This window comes from Thermogemmata fonticola (genome assembly GCF_013694095.1).
GTDB classification, from domain to species: Bacteria; Planctomycetota; Planctomycetia; order Gemmatales; family Gemmataceae; genus Thermogemmata; species Thermogemmata fonticola.
The window spans coordinates 125,778-152,161 of record NZ_JACEFB010000008.1; the positions used below are offsets into that span (position 1 = coordinate 125,778).

At 59.1% G+C, this 26,384-nt stretch carries 21 protein-coding genes; 15 read left to right on the forward strand and 6 right to left on the reverse strand.

Translation table 11 applies throughout. The features are described from left to right. Nucleotides 1–402 precede the first annotated feature (402 nt). Nucleotides 403–2,127 carry a CRTAC1 family protein gene (locus H0921_RS11795; protein ID WP_194538284.1) on the reverse strand — a complete coding sequence of 575 codons (1,725 nt, stop codon included), beginning with the start codon at nucleotides 2,125–2,127 and terminating at the stop codon, nucleotides 403–405. Between the two features lie 62 nt (nucleotides 2,128–2,189). Beyond that, nucleotides 2,190–3,620 carry a YncE family protein gene (locus H0921_RS11800; protein WP_194538285.1) on the reverse strand — a complete coding sequence of 477 codons (1,431 nt, stop codon included), beginning with the start codon at nucleotides 3,618–3,620 and terminating at the stop codon, nucleotides 2,190–2,192. 432 nt (nucleotides 3,621–4,052) lie between these two features. On the opposite strand from H0921_RS11800, the gene dnaE reads away from it, so the two are divergent. The 10 genes from dnaE to H0921_RS11850 all read left to right on the forward strand — a co-directional run bounded on the left by dnaE (nucleotide 4,053) and on the right by H0921_RS11850 (nucleotide 16,716). Continuing rightward, a complete protein-coding gene (dnaE, locus tag H0921_RS11805) occupies nucleotides 4,053–7,616 on the forward strand; it encodes a DNA polymerase III subunit alpha (protein WP_194538286.1) in 3,564 nt (1,187 codons plus the stop codon). A 506-nt stretch (nucleotides 7,617–8,122) separates the two neighbouring features. After that, nucleotides 8,123–10,243, forward strand: coding sequence for a putative Ig domain-containing protein (locus H0921_RS11810; RefSeq protein ID WP_194538287.1), 2,121 nt, complete (start codon nucleotides 8,123–8,125; stop codon nucleotides 10,241–10,243). A 53-nt stretch (nucleotides 10,244–10,296) separates the two neighbouring features. Then, entirely contained in the window at nucleotides 10,297–10,851 is a 555-nt protein-coding gene (locus tag H0921_RS11815) for a hypothetical protein (protein WP_194538288.1), read from the forward strand. Nucleotides 10,852–10,907: 56 nt separating this feature from the next. Next, nucleotides 10,908–11,402, forward strand: a complete 495-nt coding sequence (locus tag H0921_RS11820) for a hypothetical protein (RefSeq protein WP_194538289.1) — start codon at nucleotides 10,908–10,910, stop codon at nucleotides 11,400–11,402. A 79-nt stretch (nucleotides 11,403–11,481) separates the two neighbouring features. Next, complete coding sequence (locus H0921_RS11825) at nucleotides 11,482–12,927, forward strand: hypothetical protein (RefSeq protein ID WP_194538290.1); 1,446 nt, start codon at nucleotides 11,482–11,484, stop codon at nucleotides 12,925–12,927. A 23-nt stretch (nucleotides 12,928–12,950) separates the two neighbouring features. Beyond that, nucleotides 12,951–14,012, forward strand: a complete 1,062-nt coding sequence (locus tag H0921_RS11830; RefSeq protein ID WP_194538291.1) for a WD40 repeat domain-containing protein — start codon at nucleotides 12,951–12,953, stop codon at nucleotides 14,010–14,012. A 90-nt stretch (nucleotides 14,013–14,102) separates the two neighbouring features. Next, a complete protein-coding gene (locus H0921_RS11835; RefSeq protein ID WP_194538292.1) occupies nucleotides 14,103–14,279 on the forward strand; it encodes a hypothetical protein in 177 nt (58 codons plus the stop codon). Between the two features lie 392 nt (nucleotides 14,280–14,671). Beyond that, the gene (locus H0921_RS11840; RefSeq protein WP_194538293.1) at nucleotides 14,672–15,139 is read left to right on the forward strand and encodes a TIGR03067 domain-containing protein; all 468 of its coding nucleotides are present in this window, start codon (nucleotides 14,672–14,674) and stop codon (nucleotides 15,137–15,139) included. Between the two features lie 192 nt (nucleotides 15,140–15,331). Then, nucleotides 15,332–15,823, forward strand: a complete 492-nt coding sequence (locus tag H0921_RS11845) for a hypothetical protein (RefSeq protein WP_194538294.1) — start codon at nucleotides 15,332–15,334, stop codon at nucleotides 15,821–15,823. Nucleotides 15,824–16,164: 341 nt separating this feature from the next. Further along, on the forward strand, nucleotides 16,165–16,716 hold the full coding sequence (locus tag H0921_RS11850) for a hypothetical protein (protein WP_194538295.1): 552 nt from the start codon (nucleotides 16,165–16,167) through the stop codon (nucleotides 16,714–16,716). Between the two features lie 184 nt (nucleotides 16,717–16,900). On the opposite strand, the gene H0921_RS11855 is transcribed toward H0921_RS11850, so the two are convergent. The 4 genes from H0921_RS11855 to H0921_RS11870 form a co-directional block, all read right to left on the reverse strand. Next, on the reverse strand, nucleotides 16,901–17,686 hold the full coding sequence (locus H0921_RS11855; protein ID WP_194538299.1) for a tetratricopeptide repeat protein: 786 nt from the start codon (nucleotides 17,684–17,686) through the stop codon (nucleotides 16,901–16,903). A gap of 82 nt (nucleotides 17,687–17,768) precedes the next feature. Then, complete coding sequence (locus H0921_RS11860) at nucleotides 17,769–19,019, reverse strand: PIN/TRAM domain-containing protein (RefSeq protein WP_194538301.1); 1,251 nt, start codon at nucleotides 19,017–19,019, stop codon at nucleotides 17,769–17,771. Between the two features lie 266 nt (nucleotides 19,020–19,285). Then, nucleotides 19,286–20,509, reverse strand: coding sequence for a deoxyguanosinetriphosphate triphosphohydrolase (locus H0921_RS11865; protein WP_228499495.1), 1,224 nt, complete (start codon nucleotides 20,507–20,509; stop codon nucleotides 19,286–19,288). 20 nt (nucleotides 20,510–20,529) lie between these two features. Beyond that, nucleotides 20,530–21,090 (reverse strand): HIT family protein, encoded by a 561-nt coding sequence (locus tag H0921_RS11870; RefSeq protein WP_194538303.1) that lies wholly within the window; start codon nucleotides 21,088–21,090, stop codon nucleotides 20,530–20,532. Between the two features lie 405 nt (nucleotides 21,091–21,495). On the opposite strand from H0921_RS11870, the gene rpmF reads away from it, so the two are divergent. From rpmF to fabF, 5 genes are all read left to right on the forward strand, one after another. Then, nucleotides 21,496–21,693 carry a 50S ribosomal protein L32 gene (rpmF, locus tag H0921_RS11875; protein WP_194538305.1) on the forward strand — a complete coding sequence of 66 codons (198 nt, stop codon included), beginning with the start codon at nucleotides 21,496–21,498 and terminating at the stop codon, nucleotides 21,691–21,693. A gap of 3 nt (nucleotides 21,694–21,696) precedes the next feature. Further along, complete coding sequence (gene plsX, locus H0921_RS11880) at nucleotides 21,697–22,710, forward strand: phosphate acyltransferase PlsX (RefSeq protein ID WP_194538306.1); 1,014 nt, start codon at nucleotides 21,697–21,699, stop codon at nucleotides 22,708–22,710. Between the two features lie 283 nt (nucleotides 22,711–22,993). Continuing rightward, a complete protein-coding gene (gene fabD / locus H0921_RS11885; protein WP_194538308.1) occupies nucleotides 22,994–23,893 on the forward strand; it encodes an ACP S-malonyltransferase in 900 nt (299 codons plus the stop codon). A gap of 712 nt (nucleotides 23,894–24,605) precedes the next feature. Further along, on the forward strand, nucleotides 24,606–24,893 hold the full coding sequence (acpP, locus tag H0921_RS11890) for an acyl carrier protein (RefSeq protein WP_315851888.1): 288 nt from the start codon (nucleotides 24,606–24,608) through the stop codon (nucleotides 24,891–24,893). Nucleotides 24,894–24,898: 5 nt separating this feature from the next. Next, nucleotides 24,899–26,149: a beta-ketoacyl-ACP synthase II gene (gene fabF / locus H0921_RS11895; RefSeq protein ID WP_194538369.1), complete on the forward strand. Its 1,251-nt coding sequence runs from the start codon at nucleotides 24,899–24,901 to the stop codon at nucleotides 26,147–26,149. The last annotated feature ends 235 nt before the right edge of the window (nucleotides 26,150–26,384 follow it).

The following is a 26,384-nucleotide window of genomic DNA, read 5'->3' on the forward strand; positions in this document are numbered from 1 at the left end:
CAACTCTGGCGGACTGTTCTTCCTTCCAGCCCGATCTTTGTTAGGCCATCTTTCCCGTCTCTTCCATGTCAGGAATCAAACCCATAGCTTCTCTCGCTCAAGTCCGCCTTTATCTGCGCTCAAGCTCGTCTTCTATCCAGCCGCGGTTCCCTGAGCCAATCGGAAAACTCTTGTCGATCGTTCCTTCAGAACTCACCCTCAGACTCATTCTAAAGAGGAAAAGTATCCTGGGGAGCGCAAGACTTTGCCTCTCTCCCCCCTCCAACATGTGCAGACATCCCGTCCAGGGGTCCAACCCAGCGGTCCCGCCGGGTCAGGAGTCAGGAAAGCGGGAGACGCAGAGGACCATCAAGAGATCACGTGATTGACGATCAGAGGCCCACTTTTCCGCGGGCCAATGGCCTACTCCGGCCGCACTACGAGGCGTTGATCGGTGGGCACATTCCGGCGTGTCAGGGTACCCTGGCCATGCGGCAAGAGGATTTCGAGGTCCACCTTTTCCTGCGAGCCGAGGCCAAAATGGGCGAGCGCGGGTTGGCCGGAAGCATATCCGAAGCCGACAGCGATTTCCCGGCAACCGAGCATGGCGTCCGCCTGTCCCAGTTTGCCGGCGGGGTAGACATAGATGCGGCAGCCAATCCCTTGGCGATTGACCGGTCCCTTGGGGAAGTCACACTGCACTTGGAGCCAGTGCCCCCCCGGCGTGGCGTTGCGCAGGAGCAAGGAGGGAGCTTCCGCCCACCAGTTGGGCAGGAACAGGTCCAAGCGGCCATCGTTGTCAAAGTCCGCCACAGGGCCGGCGGGCATGTAGATGATCTTCTTCTCCCGGAGGATGCGGGCGAAGAAGGCAGCGGAATTACGCACTTGCCGATCCTGAGGAGTGGGAAAATCGTTGACCCCCAGGGCGTACTGCCGGAAGGAAGGGACCTCATCGCCACGAACATCACCTCCACCGCGAATACCTAGGCCCTTATAGATCAAAGGATGCGAACGCTGGTCGGCAAACGTGACCAGACTGGCGTACAAGTCTGGCCAGCCGTCATTATCGAAGTCCTGGATCTCGACATGGGGAGCCTTCAGCGGCAGAGGGACCAGACCCGCTTTGGTCGTGACATCTTCAAAGCTTGGCAGGCCGTGGCGGAGGCCGCGGTGCAAATACAAGCGATTGGCGACCGGTTCGACCCAGGGGTGGGCATAATGCTGGCCGAGGTAGAGGTCTAAGAGTCCATCGCGATTGACATCACCGGCACAGACGCCACAGATCATGTTGTCGCCCCCGGCTCCTCCGGCATCGGGCCAGCCTGCCTGGAAGACCTGGGAGTCCGCGGCGCGAAACTTGCCCCGGCCATCATTGAGCAAGAGCCGGTTGCCGCCACTGTTGGCCGCAATGAAGATGTCCGGCCAGGTGTCATTGTTGAAGTCAGCGGCCACGACGCCGTAGCCAGGGATATCCGCAGGAATGCCGGCGGCTTGGGTGGCATCTTCAAACTGAAGCTGCCCCCGGTTGCGGAACAGCCGGGTACTCCGTGTCGTCGAGCCGTTGTATCCGCGGATCGGATCTTCGCCGACGAGCAGGTCCAGTAATCCGTCCCCGTCGTAATCAAGCACGGCGACACTGCGGCCTCCAAACGCCAGCGGGCAGGCCCCGTTGCCCGCCGAGATGTCCGTGAACTTCCCCCCGCCGTCATTGCGGAACAGGCTACATCCCCGGAGCTTGTTCTTCGGTTGGGGCATACTGCCGATGTACAGATCGAGATCCCCGTCATTGTCCAGATCGGCGAATACCATGCCCGTGGCCCGATTGACCAGGCGCAGGACGGGCTGTTCATCCAGGCGGAAGCGGCCCTTGTGGTTCAGGAAGAGCAGGTTGGGTTTGTCGCCGGGGCGCCCGCCAAAGGTGCCGACGATCAGATCGAGCCAGCCATCGCCGTTGACATCGCCCCACGCCGCCCCGTGCCCCCGAATCCCCTGCAAAGCGGGCCACAAACCCGCGCTCTCCGCCACATCCTCAAAGATGAAAGGAGTTTTTTCCTCAATTCCCGCAGAAGACTCCCCCGTTAAGGTCAGAACCGGCAGGGCCAAAAAGAGAAGCAGGAGCCAGACCACGAAAGTGAGAGGCATTCGCATGGCGGACCTCCTCGCTGCGGGACGCCGGCGGGCAGCGGCTGCATAACCGCGGCGCAGCTGGCCTAGGGACGTTCGCTCGGCGGAATGTGAACGACCGTCAAAGCACAGCAATCCCATGCCCGGCTGCCCCGACTGGCGTTCCAGGTGATGTACAGCTTCTCGCCTTTCTCATCGATGGCGGAACTGTAGGTGCCCCGCAGACTCACGCCATACTTGCGCTGATAGAACGGATGCAGGAAAGCAATCACTTTCTTCTGCCGCGTGCGGGTGTCGAATTGGACAATCGGCGTGCCATCGGCATCGCTGCTGCCGTGAGCGCCGGGAATGTAGTAGAGGTAACGTCCTGTGGGATCTGCATCGAGCGAGGTGATGTACTGTTGGCTGGCGACGGCGGCAGAACCGAGCGCCTCGACCTGCTCCGTCCGGGTGTCCAAGGCATACAACTGGGCCTGGTGTCCTTTTTGTCCTTGGGAGACCGCATAGACATACCCTTGCGGCGTTTCCTGGGTAGCCGCCCGGATGCCGAAGGCCGCGGCGATCTTTTCCGGCGCTGTCCCCTTGTCCGGGTCCCAACGCACCACGGTTTGCGGATCGCCATCAGGATTGTAGTAAACCCGCCCGGTAGAACTAGCCCAGATCATGGCGCGCGAAGGCCCATGGGGCCCAGAATAAATCAGCTTGCGCTGCCGGACATCGTAAGCGAAGAAGCGGATGTCCTTCTCCTGTTGGGCAGCCCCGGCTACGGTTCCCCCATAAAAGATCATCCGCTTTGGGTCCAGAACACTACAGGGAATACAGTGCTTGGGAACTGGTCCCTGGACAACAACCTCGGCCTGCCCAGTCGCCGGCTGCACGCGAAGGATCCAATCGCCCTTGTAGTGGTAGGTGTCGTTCGTCACCTGCGTCGAGCCACGATGCGTGGAGAAATAAAGCCAGCCGTCGCTGCCCAGATCGAGGCGGCTGTGGATTTTCCCCGGCGTATAGTGGCCTTCCGGCAGTTTGAGAAGCTGTCGCACATCGACCAGCAAGCGGAATTGTCGCTTTTCCGGATCGTACTCATAAACAAAGGCATTCCCCTGGGGAGCCAGATGATCGCCTATCGAAGCGTAATACTTCCCCTGAGCGCAGAGGCTATCGCCCCAGTTCGACCAGGGTTTGCCCTCATAGGTCTGGCCGGGGAAGTACAGGAACTCGACCGTCGGCGGCGTGCGTGCAATCCGCACCTCCTTCGCCAAACCCGGAGGCGCCTGGAGAAACTCCTCACTCGTGTCGACCGCCACCGTCTGATCCTGCGGCAGGCGGGGCGGAAAGCTGATTCCCGGCACCCCCTTTTTCTTCTGCGCGACGACCGGCAGAGACCCTAGAGCGGGACTCGTCACAGCAGCTAGACCCCTCACGCCGGGCAAACCCTGGGCCTCCCGCAGCACGCTCCCCACGGCAACCCCCGTCACAGCAGCGGCCAGCACACCTAACACTAGCAGGCGGGACAGCATCGATGGGTCTCCTAACAGGACACGGCAGCAAGGCGGTATATTCTTAACACACCTGACACAACTTGCGCCCCGCAAAAGGGCCAAAAAATTACTGCATTTTATAGCCGCCCCACCAACAGGAAAATGATTCTGGACACAGTGACCTGAATCCCCGTTATCTCCTCGCATCGGCATCACCGCTAGCATTGGCACGATTCGGTCCTCACGGCCGGGGGAACGACTCCCCCCTCGCCGAATGACATTCCCCCCATCGGAGCCGAAGGGTATAACGCGCCAATGTCAGGAGCGCGATGGAGTATGGAAAACCCCCTCACCTTGACGGGAATCCTGAGTATCTTTTGGAGGAATTTGACCATCGGAGCGAGAGGGTGACCCCAGCCGGGAGGAAACCGGGAAGATCCGAGGAAGGTCCGAGAGGGTCGGGAGGAAATCATGGCCGGCCGGTCCTTTGTCCATTTGCACCTACATACGCATTACAGCCTGCTCGACGGCTTCAATCGCATTCCGCCGCTCGTGGAACGGGTCAAACAATTGGGTATGAACGCCTGCGCGATCACAGACCACGGCAACCTTTACGGGGCCATCGAGTTCTACCTGGAATGCCGCAAGGCCGGGATCAATCCGATCATCGGCTACGAAGCCTATCTGGCACCGGGAAGCCGCACGGATCGCAGCGCGCGCAGCGAAATGGGCGCCGCCACCCACCTGACCTTGCTGGCCAAAAATACGACCGGCTTCCGCAACCTCATCAAGCTATCCAGTCTGGCGTTCCTGGAGGGATTCTATTACCACCCCCGCATCGATCGGGAGCTGCTGGCGGAATACCACGAAGGGATCATCTGCCTGAGCGGATGCCTGGCGGGGGCGTTCAACCAGTACATCCTCCAGGAAAAGCTGGACGAAGCGGAGAAACTGGCCGCCTGGTTCCGTAAACTGTTTGGCGAGGACTATTACATTGAGTTGCAAAACAACGGCCTGGAGTTACAGGATCGCTGCACAGAAGCCGCGTTAGACATCGCCCGCCGGCTGGGGATTCCCACCGTGGCAACCGCCGACGCCCATTATCTATGCGCCGAGGATGCCCTCGCGCATGACGTGCTCTTCTGCATCAACACGCGCCGTACCCACGATCCCCGCCGCCGCCAGTATCCGGAGGGCCGCTTCCGCAGCCCCTATTATGTGCGCAGTCCGGAGGAGATGTACCAACTCTTCCCCGGACTGGAAGAGGCCGTGGCCCGCAGCCAAGAGATTGCCGATCAAGTCGATATTCAACTGGACTTCGGCAAGAGGCACTTCCCTGTTTTCACGCCGCCAGAGCAAAAGACACCGGAGCAGTATCTGCGCGAACTCTGCGAAGCCGGCCTGCGGCAGCGCTATGGCGACCCACCGCCTTCGGCTGCCCAGCAACGCCTGGAACACGAGTTGAACATCATCTGCCGCATGGGCTTTGCCGGTTACTTCCTCATCGTCTGGGACTTCGTTCGCTATGCGCGGGAGCAGGGAATCCCCTGCTCGGCGCGCGGTTCGGCCTGTGGGGCTATCGTCAGTTATGTGCTCTATCTGAGCCATGTCGATCCTCTGGGATACGACCTGCTCTTCGAGCGTTTCCTCGACCCCAACCGCAGCGAAGCCCCGGATATCGACATTGACTTCTGTCAGGACCGGCGGGAACAGGTCATCGAGTACGTCAAGCGAAAATACGGAGCGGAGTCAGTCGCTCAGATCGGCACGTTCGGCACACTGGCCGCCAAGGCTGCGCTCAAGGACGTGGGGCGAGTGCTGGGAGTGCCCCTGGAACGGGTCAATCAACTCTGCCAGTTGGTGCCCACGCGCGGAGCCATCACGGCGAGCCTGAGCGAGGCCCTGGAAAGCCCCGACTTCCGCCGGGAATACGATTCCGATCCCCAAGTGAAACAACTGGTGGATATCGCCCTGAAACTGGAAGGGATCAATCGCAACGTCGGCACGCATGCCGCCGGGGTGGTCATCGCGAATGGACCGATCATCAACTATGTGCCCGTCCAGCGCGTCGTCCGGCGGACCGAGGGCGAGGAAACCGATGCCGCCGAGGCTGGTGACATCGCGGTGACCACGCAATGGGAAATGACCGTCCTGGAAAAGGTCGGCATGCTGAAAATGGACTTCCTCGGCCTGCGGACCCTCACGCTCATCGATAACACCATCCGCCTGATCAAGCGAACCAAAAAAATCGATATCAACCCGTATGACATTCCGCTCAACGATCCCAAGGTGTATCAGATGCTCCAGCGGGGCGAAGCGAAGGGCGTGTTCCAGTTCGAATCGGAAGGGATTCGCGAGCTGCTCAAGCGGATGAAGCCGGACAACATCCGCGACATCATCGCCTCCACCGCTCTGTACCGCCCCGGCCCGCTCGAAGGTGGACTCGTCGATGAATACATCGAATGCAAACATGGGCGGAAACAACCGACCTATCTCCATCCGGTCATGGAGGAGATTCTCGGCGAAACCTACGGCGTCATGGTTTATCAAGAGCAGATCATGCGGCTGCTCAACCGCCTGGGTGGCATCGAGTTGTCCAAAGCCTACGCCTGCATCAAGGCCATCAGCAAGAAGAATAAGGAAGTGATCGAGGCCCGGCGGGGGGAGTTCATCCGCGGAGCCGTGCAAAAGGGCCTGTCCGAGGAGCAAGCCGCCCGCATCTTCTCCTTGATCGAAGAGTTCGGCAAATACGGGTTCAACAAATCCCACAGCGCTGCGTATGCCTTGGTTTCGTACCAGACCGCCTATTTGAAGTGCTACTATCCGGCCGAATTCATGGCGGCCCTCCTGTCTTCGGAAATCGACGATGGCAACAAGCGGGATATACTGGTGGACCACATCGCGGAAGCCCGCCGCATGGGACTGAAAGTGTTGCCGCCGGATATTAATCGCGGCCGGGCTGATTTCGATGTCGAAGGGGAGGAGATCATTTTCGGCTTGACGGCGATCAAGGGCTTAGGCCGGGGGGCAGCGGAGGAGATCGTCCAAGTCCGGGAGAAGGGGGGCAAATTCCGCGGCCTATTCGACTTTTGCGAACGGGTGGACCGGCGCATCGTGCCGCGCTCGGCAGTGGAGCGCTTGATCAAGGCGGGGGCCTTCGATGCCTTCGGCCGGCGGGCCGCTCTCTTTGCCGCATTGGAACGGGCGTATCAGGCAGCGGAGGAGAAGGCCGCCGATCGCCGCCGCGGGCAGAAAAGCCTCATCGATCTGCTACTCGACTCCCCCGCTCCCGCGGCAACCACCAACGGCTCCGCCGAGAAACATCTGGGAACCGTCCACGCCTCGGAGGAATTGCCCGATGTACCCGAATGGACGGAAACCGACAAACTCAAGTTCGAGAAGGAAGCCCTGGACTTTTACATGTCCAGCCATCCGCTTGCCCAGTACGAAGAGCAAATGCAGCGCTTCCGCAGTCACGAGTGTGCCGACTTGTTCAAAGCCAAGGCCGGCACCGAAGCCCGCGTAGCTGGCATGATCGTGGACCTTGCCGTGCGCACCGCCAATCGAGGGCGCAATGCCGGCCGCAAGTATGCCACCTTCCGGATCGAAGACTTCACCGGCAGCGTGCGTTGCGTGCTCTGGTCCGACGAATACGCCCGCTACCGCGACCTCGTCGTCCCCGACGCCGTTTATCTCTTTGAAGGAGTCCTGAATCAGGCGCCGGAGCGGGCGGAACCGGACTTCCAAATCAAACGCATTCTCACCCTCGACGAAGCCCGCCGGGAATACACGAAAAGCCTCGTGCTGCGGATGCCCTACGCCGACGACCCAGAAATCCTGCGCAAACTGGACGGCTTGCGCCTCGTCCTCCAGCGGTATCGCGGACCATGCCCCGTCTATCTCGTGATCCGCGACCCCTGGGGTAAACAAGCCCATCTCCGCCTCGGCGAGCAGTATCGGATCGACCCAGCTCAACTGCCCATCGAGGAAGTCGAAATGATCCTGGGCAAAGGTACCGTGGTCTTCTCCCGGTAAATCATCTTCAGCGAGGGGTAGACAGACGGCGTCTTCAGGAACAGCAGACTAGCTGCACCATCACCGTCGGCTAGGTGTAACTAGATTCTCTGGGGGTGGGGACTGAACCCGCGAGGTGTTTCCCCAGATTAGCAGAGCGGCCCGGCAGGGAACCCCCAGAGAACTTGGTTGCACCCGTTTCCTCGGAGCATCGACTCGACCGTTCAGCAAGTTCGCCCTTAACCGTGAAAAAATCTCCGGCGAAATTCTTGAAAAATTGTGTTGACAGCCCGCGCTCGGCATTGGTAGGTTAAATGTTAGTTGAATCATATCAAAAGGATGACACATCCAGAAAAGGAGTCGCACATGTTCAGACCGTTCGCCTGGGTTCGCATGACATTGAGCGGAATTTTACGCGGGGGGGGCGCTGCGTACTGACCGCGCATCCGTGTAGCCGGCGACCATCGCCGGCGCGTCGGGGGCCGCGAAGCACGCGCCTAGCCGTCGAACTGCTGGAGGACCGCGTCGTGCCCAACAGCGCCCCGCTCATCAGCGGCACGTTCTTGACGCCGTCGTCCCTGAAAACCAACGACCTCGCGACCGTCCAGGTGGCCGCGACCGATCCCGACAACGACCCGATCACCTTTACCTATGTCTGGAAGGTCAACGGCAACGTCGTCCAGACGACAAGCAACACCTCCGCCACCACCGACACGCTCGACCTGAGCATCGCGGGCCACGGCGACAGGGGCGACTACATCGAGGTCGAGGTGACGCCATACGACGGCAGCGACCCCGGCCTGCCGGTGTCCACCGGCACAATCGTCGTCAACAGCGCGCCACTCGTTACGAGCGTCAGCGATCAACATTCCCTGCGCGGCGATTCGATCTCACTGCAAATCAGCGCGACCGACGTCGACGGCGACACGCTCACCTTCGCCGCTGATGGCCTGCCAGCCGGTCTGAGCATCGACGCATCCACGGGGTTGATCAGCGGCACGATCGCTGGCGATGCCGTGCCGGGAACGTATCAGGTGAACATAAGCGTCAGCGACGGCAGTAGCTACACGGTGCAGTCTTTTGCCTGGACGATCTACCGCACTCCGGCGGAGCTTTACGCCGACTACCTGGCCGCCGTGGCCGACGCGAATGCCGCTTACCTGGCTGCCATCGCCAACCGCGATGCGGCGATAGCAGCCGCGCGACAGCAGGCGCAGTCGCAGGCGGACGCTCTGTATGCGGAATATCTAACCACCGTGACCTCGGCGCAGGCGGTGTATGACGCGGCGATTGCGGCCGCCGAGTCGGCTTACAACGCCGCGCTGGCCGATGCCGACGCTGCCTGGGAGAGCGCGACGGCCGATGCGCGGGCGGCGTATGAAGCTGCCCTGGCCAACGCGCAGGCCGCCTACGATGCCGCGATTTCCGCCCTGGACGCCAACTACCAGGCCGCCATCGCCGCGGCCGATGAGGCATATGCCGCATACCTTGCGCCCTATCAACAAGCGCGGGATGATGCCTATGCCGCCTGGCAAGCCGACCCGCAGAACAGCCAGCTGGAACAGGAGTACAACGATGCTCAGGCCGCGCTCGACGCAGCCATACTCACAGCGACGGCGCAGCGTGACGACGCCTACGCTGCCGCCCAGGCGTCACGGGACGCAGGCGCGGCCAATGCTCAGGCCGAGTTGGTCGCGGCTCAGGACGCCGCATTCGCCGAATACCAGACCGCCATCGCTCCGGTCAACGCGGAATGGGACGAGGCCGAGGCGGAAGCGTGGTCCGTGTACCTGGCCGCTAAGCAAGCCGCCGACGATCAACTCCTCGCTACCGAGACCGCCGCCTGGCAGGATTACGTGAACGGCGTCGCAGCCATCGAATCCGAGTTGGCGACGACGGTGGCGAGCATCGCGGCCCAGTACGAGGAGGAGGTGACAAGCGCGGTAGCCGCGTGGCAAGCTGCCGAGACCCAGGCTTGGGACGCCTACCAGACGGCGCTGGCGGCGATACCGGACGCACCGGCGTTGGCGGTGCGGGTGGCAGGCCCACCGGCGGCAGAGCCGTTTGTCTGCTGTCAAGTGGGAGACCGACTGGGACCGGTGGTGGCCGTTCAAACAGAGCGTGGGCCGTTGGTTGACTGGCGAACTGCGCGTCCCACCGACGTGGTTCTGAGAGGAACTCAATTTGGCGATGTACGGCGTTACACTGTCACCATTCGCGGCGGTGACACGATTCCGGTCTATCGCCCTCTCAGTCCCAGCGACCCGCCAGGGCGACTGGACTACAACTGTCACGGATATACCTTCGGAGGGTGGAACGCTCCCGGTGGACCTTTCATTATCAACAATCCAGACGTTCCGGCGATCCTTCGAGCCGGTTACGAAGAAATTCCCGCTGCGAAGGCCCGCGCGGGTGATATCGTGGTGTGGTACGATGGTGACAAAACCATCCATTCTGCCGTCTTGAAAGACGTGGTGATTACCGATGGACGGTTGGATCCCATGCGCACAACGTTGCGAACCAAGAATGGCAACACCCCGTTCCAGGACGCAATGACGCTCGACGCCCTTTGTAATGGCCCGCTGTTCCCCGGCCAAGATCCACGACGGGGCTACGGCCTCAACTTCCGTGTCTATCGGGCGCGGTGAGTGTGCTGCACTCGCTGTGTCTGAGGGCGACAAATGCGAAAGGAGGGATGGACATGACTCGTTGGTATGCCCGCGGTGTATTGCTGTTCTGTTGTTTTGCGGTCGGCTTGAGCGTGCCGGTTTCAGCGGCCGCACAGGAGAAAGATAAGAAGGCGGCGCCGCCTGAGGGTAAGAAAATGCTCGAACTGCGAATATCATCTTCCAAGAAGGTCGTGGACTACGACGAGGTAGTTGAGTTTTCCTGCGAGTTGAAGAATATCTCCGACAAGCCGATTACCATTGTCTATAAGGGAAGCAACGGGTTGCGCGATTACATTACCTATTTTGCGCGGGAACCAGGCAAGGATTGGAATGAAGGACAAAAAGCGAACATTCATCTTTCGGATCTTGGCATTGAAAGGCGGCCGCAGCTCCTGGAACCCGGAAAATCTCTGGGATACAAGGAACGCGGTGTTCACGCTTCGTCCAGGGAAAACCCGCGACGTAAGCCTGGGATTTACCAGTATAAAGCGGTGTTTGAGTACCGCGATCCCGACGACGAAAAAGCGCCGCTGCTTCGGGTCGAGTCGAATGTCCTGGAGATCGAACTGAGGCCGAAGAACAAATGAGGTGATCGTCTTGACTATGTGTGCCACTGCGCACCCAATAGCGGGAGGAACCAATCATGAATGGGACTTTCTTGTTTGCGATTTTGCTAGGTTGCTATTCTCATTCACAGGATGCCTCTCCTATGCAGCAGAAGAAAAAGGAGTCCGCCTTGGAATGCCGACTCATTGTTGCGCAAAGGAAAATCAAAATTGGCGAAGTGCCTACGAATACTGCCGTCGAACTCAAGAATACAGGCAAGGAGGACATTCGGATCACCTATAATACGCATCCTTTTGAACACCTCGACATCGAGGTATGCAGCCCGGATGGGGAAAAGATTTCGGATTCGGAAACGAAATACGGTGGGATATTTTCACCATCCACTCCAAAACCGATGCAAACTCTAACGCTTCGCCCAGGCGAGAGTTATCGTTTTACAGTGAGTCTTTTTGCCACAACGCCGGAGGAGAAACGAAAAAGCCCCGGCGATTACCGAATCAAGGCGGTGTTCGACGATGGCAACATTCGCAGCGTCTCGTCGGAAATCACCCTGACACTCGTCGCCGAATGAGCGGTGAGGAGAAGGGCACGCCCTCAACGAGGAACTCGCGCTTAGCAGGCGGATAACAATTTTCGATCCAGCAGACGCGGTGGTCCGGAACGCCGGTGCGGCCAATGCCGCGGCCGAGTTGGTCGCGGCTCAGGACGCCGCATTCGCCGAATACCAGACCGCCATCGCTCCGGTCAACGCGGAATGGGACGAGGCCGAGGCGGAAGCGTGGTCCGTGTACCTGGCCGCTAAGCAAGCCGCCGACGATCAACTCCTCGCTACCGAGACCGCCGCCTGGCAGGATTACGTGAACGGCGTCGCAGCCATCGAATCCGAGTTGGCGACGACGGAGGCGAGCATCGAGGCCCAGTACGAGGAGGAGGTGACGAGTGCGGTAGCCGCCTGGCAAGCCGCCGAGGCTACCGCCTGGGATGCCTACACGACAGCGATGGCCTCGCTGCCGGGGACACCGCCGTTGACCGAGCGGATTGTAACGTCGCCGGCGGCAGTCGAGATCCCGGCCCCGCCCACCAATCCGCCGCAAATGTTGGCCTTGGGGCCGCGCTTGGTTCTGCCTCTCTGGCCGCTGTTCATCGGTCAGCCACAGCCCGAACCGGAATACGGCACCCGTGAGTTTTGGCTCACTCGGCCGCGCAGAAGCGCCAGGGACGGTGGTCTGAATATCACCGCAGAACAACGACGTGATGTTGTTCAGGATGCAATTGCCGCTCTCGATACGACGTTCCGATTGGAAACCATCCCCGTGCTGAGGCCGAATGACCCGGCACCGCGATGGATTCAGATCGGTCGCGATCGAGCTGCAACGGGTTTGTTCGAGGGCGGTCTCGTATTCGGTGGCATCGCAACGCCGGCGCAGCTGGCTCGCATCCACCTGCGGGTGAATCTGATTCACCTCAAACAACACTTGGTCGATAGCTTTTACAACATGGTCGTGAACAACCCACCGTCCGGGCGACAGTGGACCGAGGAAGACCGGCGCGATATCGCTAATGCCATGAATCGCACGGCGGATGATCTGATCCGCATGGTCGACCTGTTTCTTCGCACGCATCCCGGCGCGAAGCCGTCACTCGATAGTCGACACTGGTGGCAGAACCGGTTCAGTGCCCCTTGGTGCGCCGATTGGGCCGGGGCCATGCGGGCATGGATTACGGCTGTAATCACTAGCCGGGGTCCCCAACATCCCGCTAACAGATACCTACAATTTGAGTGGGGACAGGCGAATCACATGGGATATCAACACAATTTCATCATTATCAAGCCGAGCGGGCATACGGTGCAACTGAGCACCCCAGAAAATGACGCTGTTGATCGCAAGATCCTGTTGTTCGATCCCTGGCGTGATTTGCTGCCTCGGGCCTATCCAGCAACACCTTGGAGCCAGAGGCCCTACGCGACACCAACGAAAGTGCCGCAAGCCAGGGACATAGAAGAGTACCTGTATTACTTTGATCGACTTGGCGATCCGCGGTTTTCGGATCCGTATCTTGGGCTTGGCGAGTTCTACCGTTATCGAACCCGGTGATAGGAATAGGGAGGATTCGATTCATGAAACGCCCAGCCATTATTGTCGTCGTTGGAATGGTGATTGCGCTCACATATTACCAAGTCGAAGCTCAATCTCCGCGTAAGATTATCGGGGATGCGGGCATCAACCAGTGGACGCCAGCCGCTTTTTCTCCTGACGGAAAGATGATTCTCGCACGAGGGTTTCGCCCTGACAGCAAGCTTGGACCGCCGTATGATCAGGTTCTGAGACTTTGGGATGTTGCATCGGGCAAGGTAATTCGTGAATATCGTTATTCGAATGAAACATCGAACCAATATTTTGAACAGGTAGCATTCGCTCCCGATGGAAAGCACGTTTTTGCGTGCGGCCAGGGACTGCCGTTGATCATGTGGGATACGCAGACTGCTAAAGAAATTCGCACATTCGGAGAGGACCGGTATTGGGTATGCTGCTTTGCCCTGACCCCAGATGGGAAATTCGCCATAACGGCTAGCACAAGTCAAGAACTCGCAGTGTGGGAACTAGCAAGCGGAAAGTTAGTCAAGAGTGTTTCTGTCCGGGACCATTATGTTCCCGACTCAATAAGCGACATTCTGTTTAGCAAACCGACCGATCGTTTGATCGTGTGTGACATTGATGCCTTTTCCCTGTGGCGTTACCCATCGCTGGACTTCGTAATCATGGGTACATCGTTGGAACGCGTGGGACCAAAACAATTTCCACTGCCGTATCCGATTGCTTTGAGGAGCTTCGCGCTGGGTTCAGATGGGAGAACGATTTTCTATTCCGAACCGCGCGGTCCCGTTTACGAACTCGATATTGCGACAGCCAAGGTCAAACGCACCATCGACCTCAAAGCCGTGAACCGGATCCACGTTCTGACGGTCAGTCCGAAGGGAGACAAGATCATGACAACGGGGTTTCACGGCCAGACAGTGGTTTACTCTTTGCCCGAAGGAAAAGTTCTCAAGCGTATGCCGGGCTACGGCAATGTGCAATTCTCCCCCGACGGCAAAACAGCGCTGACCTTCACCAAGGACGGCCGCATGATGCTGTGGGACTTGGAAGAGGAAATCGAGAAACGGAGAGAAAAAGAATAGCAACCCGACCTGGCCACCATAGTCGAGTAAACTTGGAGCCTATGACTCTTCGCAAAGTAGCTTCGGGTCGATGGCGACGCTCCAGCGACGATGACGCAGGCGAGCATCGCGGCCCAGCATGAGCAGGAGGTGACGAACGCGTTTGCGGCGTGGCAAGCCGCCGAGACCCAGGCTTGGGACGCCTACCAAACGGCGCTGGCCTTGCTGCCGGGAGGACCGGCGCTGGCAGTGCGGATTGGGGGCCCGCCCGCGGCAGAGCAAACATGAGCATTGCAACTCCAGCCGCAAGCCCAGGCACAACCTCGTCGGCCGCGTGGAGTCATTTCGATTAGACCAGGCTCTGGTTCCGGTGCCGAGGGAACCTTGATTGAGGTTACTGTGATACGGGGTTTCGACGCGAACGCTCAATTGAGGGTAGATTTCAATGGTGACGACGTTGACATCCTCCAGAACGGCAGGGTTGTGAATCCAGGGAATCTCATCACAGATGCCAACGGCCGGGCCACCTTCACTAGCTGCGAAAGGACTACCCTATTTTCGGCCGAATCAATCCCCGTGGTGAGCCGGTGGGTTACATCATCCGGGTCAGGAGCGGGACGGGTGAGAATACCGTATTCGCCTATGGCCATTACATCGTGACGCGACGATAGGAGGTGAGCATGAGACGGTCGCTCTTTTGCATCGGCAGCGCGCTGGTTGCCCTCCTCGGCGTTTGGGTGAGCGCCGCCCAGGAAGGTCGGGATGAAAAGACCGAGTTAGAGGGTACGTGGGAGATCGTAGCACTCAGCTTAGAGGGTGATCCCTACGACGAAGAGGAAATCAAGGCCTTGCCCACTCGGAGGCTCGTCTTCAAGGGCAAAAAGCTGATTTCTCTAGATAGCGGTGGCGAGGTCATTTTCGACACCACCTTCAAGGTGGACGCGAAGCAAAAACCTCGCACGATTGATACTACGTGCAGGGATTCCGACCATCCTTTCGGCTCGTTGGTGATTTTTGGAATCTATCGGCTGGATGGCGATACGCTGACTATAAGCTGGCGATATGATCCCAGCGCAGAACGCCCCAAGGACTTCAACGGCGGAGAGGGTTCGCGGCAGAAGGTACTCACGCTCAAGCGGGTGAAGTAGAGGCGGAATGAGGCGGAAATGGGACGCATCTCATATCATACGCAGCCATCATTTCGTGTGAAATAAGATGCGTCCGCTTTTTGCTCGTTCGGGAAGAACTTCACCGTGTACCAACGACGATGATTCTACGCAAAGTTATATATCGTCTTCACTAGGGGTGCCACAGGCACCCAATAGCGGGAGGAACCAATTATGAATGGGACTTTCTTGTTTGCGATTTTGCTAAGTTGCCATTTTCATTCACAGGATGCCTCGCCTATGCAGCAGAAGAAAAAGGAGTCCGCCTTGGAATGCCGATTCATCGTTGCGGAAAGAAAAATCAGGATTGGGGAAGTCCCGAATGCCGCCGTCGAACTCAAGAATACAGGCAAGGAGGACATTCGGATCACCTCTAATACGCATCCTTTTGAACACCTCGACATCGAGGTACGCAGCCCGGATGGCGAAAAGATTTCGGATTCGGAGACGAAATACGGTGGGATATTTTCACCATCCACTCCAAAACCGATGCAAACTCTAACGCTTCGCCCTGGTGAAAGCTATCGCTTTACAGTGTGTCTTTTTGCCATGACCCCAGAGGAGAAACGAAAAAAGGCCGGCGATTATCGAATCAAGGCAGTGTTCGACGATGGCAACATTCGCAGCATCTCGCCGGAAATCACCATGACACTCGTCGCCCAATGATCAGCGACAAAAAAAGGCGCGCCATCCAGGAAGAAACTCGAGGTATACAAAATGATCCGGCAAGACTGCTTTCTCCAAATTCCGATGGAAGCCTGAATGGCGGCCAGTCGCCAGATTTGTTGAATGGTTTCTCGCCGCCTGGCTCACCCCGCGCCGCGGAGTTGCAAAAAGTGTTAAGTATACAAATGTACAAATTCTGTCCGAGGAAATGCAGGGGCAAAATATGTTTTTAACGAGGAGAATTACGACCTCAAGAAACTCTACCAGAAAAACAAGTAGGATAACAAGTTGAGGTGACACCCGAAAAAAGAAACCAAAAATGGCGAAAGGAGGGATGTGATATGACTCGGTGGTATGCCTGGGGCGTGTTGCTGTTCTGTTGTTACGCGGTTGGCCTGAGCGTACCGCTAGCAGCGGCCACGCAACCTCAAGATCACAAGGCCCCGCCGCCTGAGGGTAAGAAAATGCTCGAACTGCGAATATCATCTTCCAAGAAGGTCGTGGACTACGACGAGGTAGTTGAGTTTTCCTGCGAGTTGAAAAATGTCTCCGACAAGCCGATTACCATTGTCTATAAGGGAAGCAACGGCTTGCGTGATTACATTACCTATTTCTTCCGAAACCCAGGCGAGGATTGGAGTGAAGGACTGAAGGCGAATAGTCATCTTTCGGATCTCGGCATTGAAAGGCTGCCGCAGCTCGTGGAACCCGGAAAATCTCTGGGATACAAGGTAACTGGCGCTTTTTCGTCCACGGCTAACCCACGACCAAAGCCCGGCATTTACCAGAAAAAAGCCGTGTTTGAGTACCGCGATCCCGACGACGAAAAAGCCCCGCTGCTTCGGGTCGAGTCGAATGTCCTGGAGATCGAGCTGAGGCCGAAGAACAAATGAGGTGATCGAGGAACCGAACGCCGGGGGAATAACAAGGGAAGTAACTATTATTTTGGCGCATCATCATTCGCAATCCCTGGAACCAACATGCGCCGGGCAATCGGTTCGGCAGCACGTTCAATTCCAGGGAGACTAACACCACCTTTAGCACAAGGAGGATGTATCGCAACGGGGGCAGCCGTCTTCACTTCTTTCCGGTCAGTTCGGCGAGGCGGCGTTCGGCCTGGCGGATGCGGTCCGGATCGGTGTCGTGGGCAATGTGTTCCCGGTACAGTTCGATGGCCTTGGTGCGATCGTTGAGATAGCGGTCGTAGAGGATGGCAGCGCGAAGGCGGGCGTCGGTCCGGCCTCCTTTCATCCACTGATAGGCGCGTTCAAAGTAGCGGGCGGCACGATCATACTGGCGGAAGGCCCGGCTTTCATAGATATCGCCGAGTTGATAGGCCACGTCCGCGATTTTGTCGGAGTTGGGGTATTTTTCCAGGATTTCGCGGAGGAGGATTTCGGCGCGGCGTTGATTGAGGATGTATTCCGTGCCGAAGCCTTTCCCCTTGTACTCCATCGCCGCCCGGTACAATTCGTTGGCCGCGGGGATGTTGACCTCCGCCTTCAACGTCGCCGGTGGCACATCCTTGACATCCAAGTTGTACGACGGCTTGAAGAGCAGGTGGTAACCGAGAAGTTCCTCTTCGACCCATTTCCAGCGCTGCCGGTCGCCGACACGGGCATAGTGTTCGTAAAGGGCCTTGAGGCTGTTTTCGTACTCTTTACGGGCGGCATGGAGGCGCTCGACGAGTTCCACATCAGACGCCGGAGGAGGAGGCTTCCCGTCGTTAGCGGATTTATCCGGAGATTTGGGACTGCCGGGCGGTGCACTCTGGGCGTGCAGGGTCGAGAACACGCCCTGCGGCACCACCAGCGGAATCAGTGGAATCCCCACGAGGGGGAAGATCAGAAGCATGCGGGGCATATCTGCGAAACTCACCGTTATGCCGGACATTATCCCGGACGGAACCGGCCAGCCCCGCCTCTCGCCGCAAGAAACGGGCCGATCAGCGGCTCTCGTCCGGAGAGCGGGGCGGTTCGCCCGTGCGCGAATCGCCGGGTTTGTGGCCCAAGCTGGCAGGCGTGCCACTGCCTGTTCCTCCCGAAGCGGCTTCCCCCCCCTTATTCCCCAGGCTCACATGGCTGGCCGTGGAGTCACCGCTCCGGGTATTGCTAGTGCTGCTGCCGCTGGAGCCGCCGCCGGGGTAAGGCGTGGTGGTGCCGCTGAGCCGCTGATCGGGGCGGCCAAAAATCATCCGCCCTGCGGGCGTTTGCAGCACGCTGGTGACCACAATGGTCGTTTCCTGACCGATATAGGGCCTCCCCTGCTCCACTACGACCATCGTTCCGTCATCCAGGTAGCCGACTCCTTGGCCAATCTGATCGCCCGGCTTGACCACCCGGACCGTCATCGTTTCCCCTGGCAAGGCGACCGTTTTCAGGGCGTTGGCCAGTTCATTGAGATTGATGACATCCACCCCTTGTAACTGGGCGATCTTGTTGAGGTTGAAATCGTTGGTGACCACGCGGGCGTTGAGGGCCTTGGCCAAGATCACCAGGCGCTCATCCACACGGATCCGCTCCCCCGTGCGCAACTCAGGGACATTGCCGTCGTGCATTTCCAGTTCGATCTTCGGATTGGTCTGCAAGCGCTTGAGGATATCCAATCCGCGCCGCCCCCGATTACGCTTGAGGCGGTCCGAACTGTCGGCAATGGCTTGCAACTCCTGCAACACAAACCGCGGCACGATCAGCTTGGTGTCGATCAACCGCGTATCGCAAATATCGGCAATGCGGCCGTCGATGATGACACTGGTATCGAGCACCAGTGGCCGGCCTCCCTTCACCTGCTTGGAAAATTCGACATAGGGGATAATGAAGCGAAATTCGTCCTTGGTCTGCAACAGAGTAGAAATCGCAATATAGCAACTGATGACGGTGATAAAAACCTGGCCAATTTGAACCATGCGCCGCTCGTTAGGAAAGGCAAATTCAAGCAGCGGAGCCGTGGCGATAGAAATCAGCCAACCCACAAGCAGGCCCAAAAGCAGGCCGAAATAAATGGCCGATATCGTGGTGATCTTCTTCTGTTTCTCCCGCAGATCGGTGATGAGGACCAGCGCTCCGGCACCCAAAGTGACCGCGCTAACCAGCAAGGCCACTCCGGTCTGCTCACGCTCAATGAACAGGCTGGCGGCATACGCCGTCAGGCCGACGACCAAAATCCCAAAGGTAATGCGAAGCAGGGGAAGTAACATAGGGCAACTCGCATCGAGGGTGAAATTCAAGCCACCTGGTGTCAGGTTGTTTTATAGATTCCGCTGTCTGACTCCTCGCGGACCCAAGCTTCAGTCCCCGAAGTCTCTCCCGATTATACCAGCTTCCCATTGTAACAGAGTGTAACAGGGTGAGTGTATCCGAATGCGTCGGGAGCAGATCGCTAGACGGCCGAAAAGTGCGGTCAACCCCGTGGTCGAGGCGGCGCCGTCTACAAACGGAAGCCGTGGGAAAATGGAGGCGGGCGTCACACCTCCACCGTGGGGAGAAAGAGGCGGCGGTATTCCATCTGGGCGAAGCGATCGGTCATGCCGGCGAGATAGTCGGCGACCACCCGCTCCAATTGCGGGATGGGCCGGCGATGGTGGGTAATCCAGGAGGGGGGAGGCGGTCCCCGGCGTTCGGCCGCTCCGCTCCAGCGGCGGAAATGCTTCTCCGGCAGCAGTTCCGGATGCCGCACATACTCGTGGAAGAGAGCTTCCAAAATTCGCTGACCATTGTGCGTCATCCGCAGGACGCTGTGATGGGTGTAGACACGGTTGTGGAGGAAGCGTTCCCATTCGGCTTTGTACTTGGCGAGTTGGGGTGTGAACCCCACGAGGGGCACCGGAGCGTTGCGGACGTCGTCGAGGGAGCGGATGTTGTACTGTTCCAGCCGCCGGGTCGTCTCTTCGAGCAGATCGGTGACCTGCCACGCGAGCAGTTCGCGGATGACGGCCGTCCGCAGAGGTGGACCGCTCAATCCCGGGTGATGCTGGTGGACCCGTTCCACCGCCTCCGCCCAGAAGGGAACCTGGCGTAGCTCGTCCAAAGTGAGGAAGCCCAAGCCTAAAGCGTCGTCGATATCGTGGGTATCGTAGGCGATAGCATCGACGACATCGACCACCTGGGCTTCGAGCAAGGGCCGGCCGCAATCGCGGAACTCGGCGCATTCCGGCGCCTCCAGCCGGCCGCAGTGCTGGACGAACGCCTCGCGCACCTCAAACGAGAGGTTCAGGCCAGGGAAGTCCGGATACCGCTCCTCCAGCTCATCGACCCGGCGCAGGCCGAAGAGGTTATGATTGAAGCCGCCCAGATGCTGCAAGCAATGATTGAGGGCGTGTTCCCCCGCATGGCCGAACGGTGGATGGCCGATGTCATGCGCTAAGGCAATCGCTTCGGTCAGGTCTTCGTTGAGGCGCAGGCGGCGGGCGACAGTCCGGGCAATCTGAGCGACTTCCAGGGTATGTGTCAGGCGGGTGCGGTGATGATCGTTGACACTGGCGACCAGGACCTGGGTTTTTCCCGTCATACGGCGGAAGGCGGTGCAGTGGACGATGCGTTCCCGATCCCGCTGGTAGAGTGTGCGGAAGGGGTGCGAGGGTTCGGGGTAGCGCCGGCCGCGCGATGCCCGGCAGCGCATGGCATAGGGTGCCAGCCAGGACTCCTCGAATTCCAGCCAGTCGTTCGCGGAAAGGGGGGCCGTGCTCATGTCCATTCCGGCTCCGATACTCAGCGATTGTCGGCACTCTGAACCCCTGCCAGAGAGTGCCCCCCCGTCGTCGGAGAGGCACCGAGTTCTTCCACTAGCAAATCATAAAGAGCGTCGAGAGATTGTACGAGGACACGGGTGTCCGCCAGGACCGGCATGAAGTTGGTATCGCCATGCCAGCGGGGCACCAGATGCCAATGGAGGTGTCCTGGCACTCCCGCTCCCGCCGCCCGGCCCAAATTCAAGCCAATGTTGTAACCATCGGGCCGCATCCGCTTCTGGATGATGGCCATAAAGCGACAGAGCAAATGTTGCAGATCCAGCAATTCACTATCGCTGAGAAGGTCCAATGTTCCTTTGTGCTGTTGGGGACAAATGAGGAGATGTCCATTGTTATAAGGAAAACGATTCAGAATCACGACACTATGAGAGGACCGATGGACCAGCCAGTGCGCCCGCTCCTCCGCCCGATTGCTACTGGCAATAGCACGGCAGATGAAGCAGTCCTCGTCAGTGGCCGAGGAGGGAGGCTTCGGGGCGGCCACATAAGCCAGGCGCCAGGGTGCCCAGAGACGATCCACGACGATCTCCTTCCATCTGAGAGCTAGAGAATCCTATAGCCACAGGATTACAATAATCGATGTTGAGGAATTCCTAAACAGGGTTCGGGCCAGGAATACGAGGGGACAAGCCAAGAGCGACCCAGGGGGGAAGATAGAGGAAGCAGGCTGGTTCACGAAATCCTCCCAGATTCCTCAACAGAACCGGCGGCGAGAAGAGGGAAATAGCTCGTCCTATACCTAGGGACGAAACGGGAGAGAAGGTGCGGCGGCTTGACCCAAGCGGGTGCGGTTCCTAGGATGACCGCCTTATCCGGTGGAGCAGCAAGATAATGAGCCTCCGGTGGGCCAGGGGTGCCAGGACCGCTGGGATTCCGGATGGCGTCCGCCGGGAATCTTGCCGTGGATTGTTCGGAGGAACTGATCATGGCCGTACCCAAGCGCCGTACCTCGCGTTCCCGCCGGAATCATCGCCGCAGCCATGATGGCGTTCGTCCGGTGCAGGTGCAGTACTGTCCCCAGTGCAACGAGCCGGTGCTGTCCCATCGGGCCTGCCCTCATTGTGGCTACTACCAAGGCCGGACGGCCATCCCCATGGCGGCGGAAGAGACGACGCGGAAGTAACCTATGCGCATCGCGCTTGACGCAGCCGGTGGCGACTTCGGGGCTGCTCCGAATGTAGCAGGAGCAGTCCGGGCGTTGCAGACTGTACCCGACCTGACGGTGGTCCTGGTCGGCGATCAGGCCCAGTTGGAACCCTTGCTAGCGGCGCAAGACGGCGTACCCGCCCAGCGTCTGGAAATCGTCCACACCTCGGACGTAGTCGGAATGAAGGACAAACCCACCGAGGCCCTTCGCCGCAAACCGGACGCTTCCATCTTCCGCTGTTGGCAATTGCTGGCGGAACATAAGGTCGATGGCCTCGTCAGCGCGGGCAACACGGGAGCTGTGGTCGCCGGTGGCTTGAAAACCCGCCGCTTCCTGCCCTGCGTCCACCGTCCCGGCATCGCCGCCGTGATGCCCAATGCGCGCGGCCACTCGGTGGTGATCGATGTCGGAGCCAACGTCTTCCCCAAGCCGCGCCACCTCCTGGAATACGCCATCATGGGCAGCGTATTTGCCCAGGAATTGCTCGGAGTGTCCCGCCCCGCCGTCGGCCTGATGAACGTCGGGGAGGAAGAGGGAAAGGGGCATGAGCTGGTCCAGAAAAGCTACGAGCTACTGCGGCAGGGACCGCTGCGCGATCAGTTCGTGGGCAATGTCGAAGGACGGGACATTCCCCGCGGCGTGGCCGATGTGATCGTCACAGACGGCTTCACCGGCAATGTGGTCCTCAAACTCAGCGAGGGAGTCTTCGAGTTCCTTATGAATGTGGTCCGGGAACGCCTCGTGGAATCCTTGCAAGGAGAGAAGGAGCAGGCGGCCTTGGCCTGGCGCGACCTCATCGGGCGATACCACTACAGCACGTTCGGCGGTGCCCCTTTGCTGGGAATCGACGGAGTTTGCCTCATCTGCCACGGCGCCTCCAGTGATGTGGCCATTGCCAACGCTTTGCGGGCGGCGGCCCGATTTGTCCAGCTCCGGCTCAATGCCAGTTTGGTAGCAGCCCTGGAACAGTTGCCCCCCGACGGGGAAGAATAGCCTTTAGCCTCGGTTTCCCTTCCACTTCCCCCGGTCGGTCCTCTCCTCCGGATAAAAGGATCGCCAGGCGCATCCTTCTCCTCTCCCTGACCCGGCTCACGGCCTAGCAGCCACACCACCTAACCCTGGGAAAATTGGGAGGAGAAAGGGGAAAAATGGGAGAGGCACCTCCCTGAATACCAGCGGAACCCACCCAGAACGGATTGCTTTGCAGGGGTTGAATCGAGTATCGGTGATACACCCTGGACAAAAGGTCGTCCAGACATGGAGGGAGTAACGGGCGATGGTGCAAGCAGCTTTGCTTTTTCCTGGCCAAGGAGCGCAGTACGTCGGTATGGCGGGGGAATTGGTGCAGCAGTCGGCCGCGGCTCGCGCCCTGTTCGAGCAGGCGCGGGAAGTCCTAGGTTATGACCTGCTGCGATTGTGCCGGGAAGGACCGGCGGAGCGCCTCAATGCCACGGATGTCAGCCAGCCAGCCATTTACGTGGCCAGCTTGGCGGCGTATGAGCAATGGCGGCAGGAAGCAAACGAGGCAGCGGTGGCCGCCGTGGCTGGTTTGAGTCTGGGAGAGTACACCGCCTGCACCGTGGCGGGCGTGTGGAGCTTTGCGGACGGTTTGCGCCTGGTGCAAGAACGCGGACGAGCCATGCAGGCCGCTGCGGAAGCCGCCCCCTCCGGTATGCTCAGCATCCTCGGCTTGCAGGCCAATGAGGTCGAAGAGTTGATCGCCGAAGCTCGTGGTCCGGATGTCCTGCAAATCGCCAATTATCTGTGTCCGGGGAATCTCGTCGCCTCCGGCAGCTTGGCAGCGGTAGAACGCCTGGAGCAGCTCGCACAAACACGGGGCATCCGCACGGTCCGCTTGGCGGTCGCCGGAGCCTTCCACACTCCCCTGATGCAATCAGCCCAGCCCTGCCTCGCCCAGGCTTTGAACCAGGCCGCCTGGCACAAACCCCGCTTCCCCGTCTGGTCCAATGTCGATGCCCGCCCCCACACGGACCCAGCGGAAATCCAGAAGCTGCTCGTCCAGCAATTGACAGCGCCGGTCCGCTGGGAGGAAACTATCCGCGCACTGCTGGAAGCGGGTGTCGAACGCTTCTATGAAATCGGGCCAGGGCGGGTCCTCGCTGGCTTGCTCAAACGCATCCACCGCAAGGCCGAGATCATCAACATCGCGGCGTGAAAAAAATACCGGCTCGCTACCAGGAGGAATTGTGACATGCCGGGAGTGAAATCTCGACGGTCAAACTCGATAAGCCTGGGCCGGAGAGGTGTGACGCGCGCAGCGTCGGATCGCATCTGAGCCAGTAACGCCAAGCCCCTGTGATCCGAGCAGGGGGGGGGGCCCCGCGTGAGGTGACGGACCATGCAGCAGCAGCTCCGGCAGCCCTGGTTGTACCCGTCTGCCGGGGTTGATATGATGCAGATATTGAGGGCGGCAGAGCTTAAGATTTGCTGAGGCAGCGGGTAGCTAGACTTTCTCATGCAGAGCTTTATGGGACAACAGGTTTTGCGGGGCAGGTAGTCCTTGGAACCGTAAGCGTCTGCACCCCTCGCTTCCAGCGGTTTGCTACGGGAAGTAAAAGGCGGACAGGCGGCGCAGCCCGATGGAGCAAAGCCCCAAAGCCAGGTCCTGCTCGCTTGCAGTTTGGGATTCAGGAGTTCGTACGGGACAGATGCGGGGATGAGGTTGCGGAAAATTGGCCTGTTGGCTAAGAATGCCTTTCCACACCCCGCCTGGATCGCTACATTTTGGGCGAAGGGTTGGTGTGGCATAGCAGAGTCTGCCGCTATCGGACCAGAAGGTGGGAAAAGCCACGATTTGCGCCCTGAGTTTCCTGAGGCGCCGGCGGGGACTGAAAATGGACAACGGCAGCCACCCGGAGGGTTGTAACGTGATCGACAAGCAGGCCATCGAAACGCGCGTGATTGAACTGATCAGCGAGCATTTCAATACCCCTAAAGACAATATCAAACGCAGCACCACATTCCAGGGAGGTGGTCAGGCCGGCGCGGATGACATCGGTGCGGATTCCCTCGATGTCGTGGAATTTATCATGGAGCTGGAAGACGAATTTGACATCCAAATCCCTGATACGGATGCGGAAAAAATCCGCACCGTGGGCGATGTGATTGATTACATCATAGGCAAACTCGAAGAACGGAAAAACCAGGAACAATAGACGTGATGGCTACACCGCGGCGTCGGGTCGTGATTACAGGTTTAGGCACGGTCAATCCCCTGGGGTTGTCCTGTGAAGAGTATTGGCGTGGGCTGGTCAATGGCCAAAGCGGTATCGCCCTGCTCACCAGCTTCGACACCAGTCAATTCAAGGTCAAATTTGGGGGCGAAGTCAAGAATTTCAACCCGGAAGCCTATTTTGACAAGGTGTCCGTCCGGAAGGTGGACCGCTTCACCCAGTTTGCCCTCGTCGCAGCCGAGGAAGCGATCCGGGACAGCGGCATCGATTTCGGGCGGGAGGACCCTTTTCGCTGCGGCTGCATCCTCGGCAGCGGCATCGGCGGCCTCAAAGAATTTGAACTCGGGCACGAAACGTTACTCTCGAAGGGGCCGACCCGCGTCAATCCGTTCGTGATCCCGAAAATGATCGTCAATTCCGCCGCGGGGAACATCTCCATCCGTTACGGGCTGCGTGGGCCGAATACTACCGTCTCGACCGCCTGCTCCTCCGCAGCTCATGCCATCGCGGACGCCTGTACTGCCATCCGTTGCGGCTATGCCGACGTCATGATCACGGGTGGAAGCGAAGCGGCGGTCACCCCCATGGGTTTGGCCGGCTTCATCGCCTGCCGGGCACTCTCGGAACGCAACGAGGACCCCGCCGGTGCTAGCCGCCCCTTCGATAAAGACCGCGATGGCTTCGTCCTGAGCGAAGGCGCCGGTATCCTGGTCCTGGAAGAATACGAACATGCCAAGGCGCGCAACGCCAATATCTACGCCGAAATCTGCGGCATAGGGAACACCGCGGACGCCTACCACATCACCCAACCGCATGAAGAAGGCTTGGGGGCAGCCGAAGCCATGCGGGCCGCCATCCGCGACGCCGGCTGGAATCCCGACGAGGTTCAGTACATCAATGCCCACGGAACTAGCACTCCGCTGGGGGATGTGGCCGAAACCAAAGCTATCAAGATCGTCTTTGGCGATCATGCCCGCAAACTGATGATCTCCAGCACCAAGAGCATGATCGGCCATCTCCTGGGGGCCAGCGGAGGCGCAGAAGCGGTAGCTTGTGCCCTGAGTATCCGCCACGGCGTGCTCCATCCCACCATCAATCTCCATCGCCCGGACATCGAATGCGGCTGCGATCTCGACTACATTCCCAACGTCGCTCGCGAAGTCCGAGTCAAAAAGGTGTTGTCGAACAGTTTCGGCTTCGGCGGCCATAACTGCTGCCTCGCCCTGGGAGCTGTCTGAGCACCGTTACCTTTCTCTGGCCACCAGTGACTTCCAGCTAGTGATCCAATCCGCCGCCGCTGCTCGCCCTCAGCGAATTCCTCCTGCTTCCTCCTCCCGGAATCTGACAATACCAACCGGTCGAAGGGGCGAGAATGCCCAGCAGTCAATACGCCATATCTCCTCCCGAATACTTTTTCAGGAATCTGGTCAGCTTGAAATCTCCCAGGAAAACTGCTTGAGACATCTCACCTTC

Excerpts from the sequence above, each read along its gene's own strand:
- H0921_RS11820 (WP_194538289.1), top strand. The coding sequence starts at position 10,908 with ATGAATGGGACTTTCTTGTTTGCGATTTTGCTAGGTTGCTATTCTCAT.
- H0921_RS11865 (WP_228499495.1), bottom strand. The coding sequence starts at position 20,509 with ATGAGCACGGCCCCCCTTTCCGCGAACGACTGGCTGGAATTCGAGGAG.
- plsX (WP_194538306.1), top strand. The coding sequence starts at position 21,697 with ATGCGCATCGCGCTTGACGCAGCCGGTGGCGACTTCGGGGCTGCTCCG.
- H0921_RS11795 (WP_194538284.1), bottom strand. The coding sequence starts at position 2,127 with ATGCGAATGCCTCTCACTTTCGTGGTCTGGCTCCTGCTTCTCTTTTTG.
- H0921_RS11840 (WP_194538293.1), top strand. The coding sequence starts at position 14,672 with ATGAGACGGTCGCTCTTTTGCATCGGCAGCGCGCTGGTTGCCCTCCTC.
- H0921_RS11800 (WP_194538285.1), bottom strand. The coding sequence starts at position 3,620 with ATGCTGTCCCGCCTGCTAGTGTTAGGTGTGCTGGCCGCTGCTGTGACG.
- fabF (WP_194538369.1), top strand. The coding sequence starts at position 24,899 with ATGGCTACACCGCGGCGTCGGGTCGTGATTACAGGTTTAGGCACGGTC.
- rpmF (WP_194538305.1), top strand. The coding sequence starts at position 21,496 with ATGGCCGTACCCAAGCGCCGTACCTCGCGTTCCCGCCGGAATCATCGC.
- H0921_RS11845 (WP_194538294.1), top strand. The coding sequence starts at position 15,332 with ATGAATGGGACTTTCTTGTTTGCGATTTTGCTAAGTTGCCATTTTCAT.
- H0921_RS11835 (WP_194538292.1), top strand. The coding sequence starts at position 14,103 with ATGACGCAGGCGAGCATCGCGGCCCAGCATGAGCAGGAGGTGACGAAC.
- H0921_RS11860 (WP_194538301.1), bottom strand. The coding sequence starts at position 19,019 with ATGTTACTTCCCCTGCTTCGCATTACCTTTGGGATTTTGGTCGTCGGC.
- H0921_RS11855 (WP_194538299.1), bottom strand. The coding sequence starts at position 17,686 with ATGCCCCGCATGCTTCTGATCTTCCCCCTCGTGGGGATTCCACTGATT.
- dnaE (WP_194538286.1), top strand. The coding sequence starts at position 4,053 with ATGGCCGGCCGGTCCTTTGTCCATTTGCACCTACATACGCATTACAGC.
- H0921_RS11850 (WP_194538295.1), top strand. The coding sequence starts at position 16,165 with ATGACTCGGTGGTATGCCTGGGGCGTGTTGCTGTTCTGTTGTTACGCG.
- fabD (WP_194538308.1), top strand. The coding sequence starts at position 22,994 with ATGGTGCAAGCAGCTTTGCTTTTTCCTGGCCAAGGAGCGCAGTACGTC.
- H0921_RS11830 (WP_194538291.1), top strand. The coding sequence starts at position 12,951 with ATGAAACGCCCAGCCATTATTGTCGTCGTTGGAATGGTGATTGCGCTC.
- H0921_RS11815 (WP_194538288.1), top strand. The coding sequence starts at position 10,297 with ATGACTCGTTGGTATGCCCGCGGTGTATTGCTGTTCTGTTGTTTTGCG.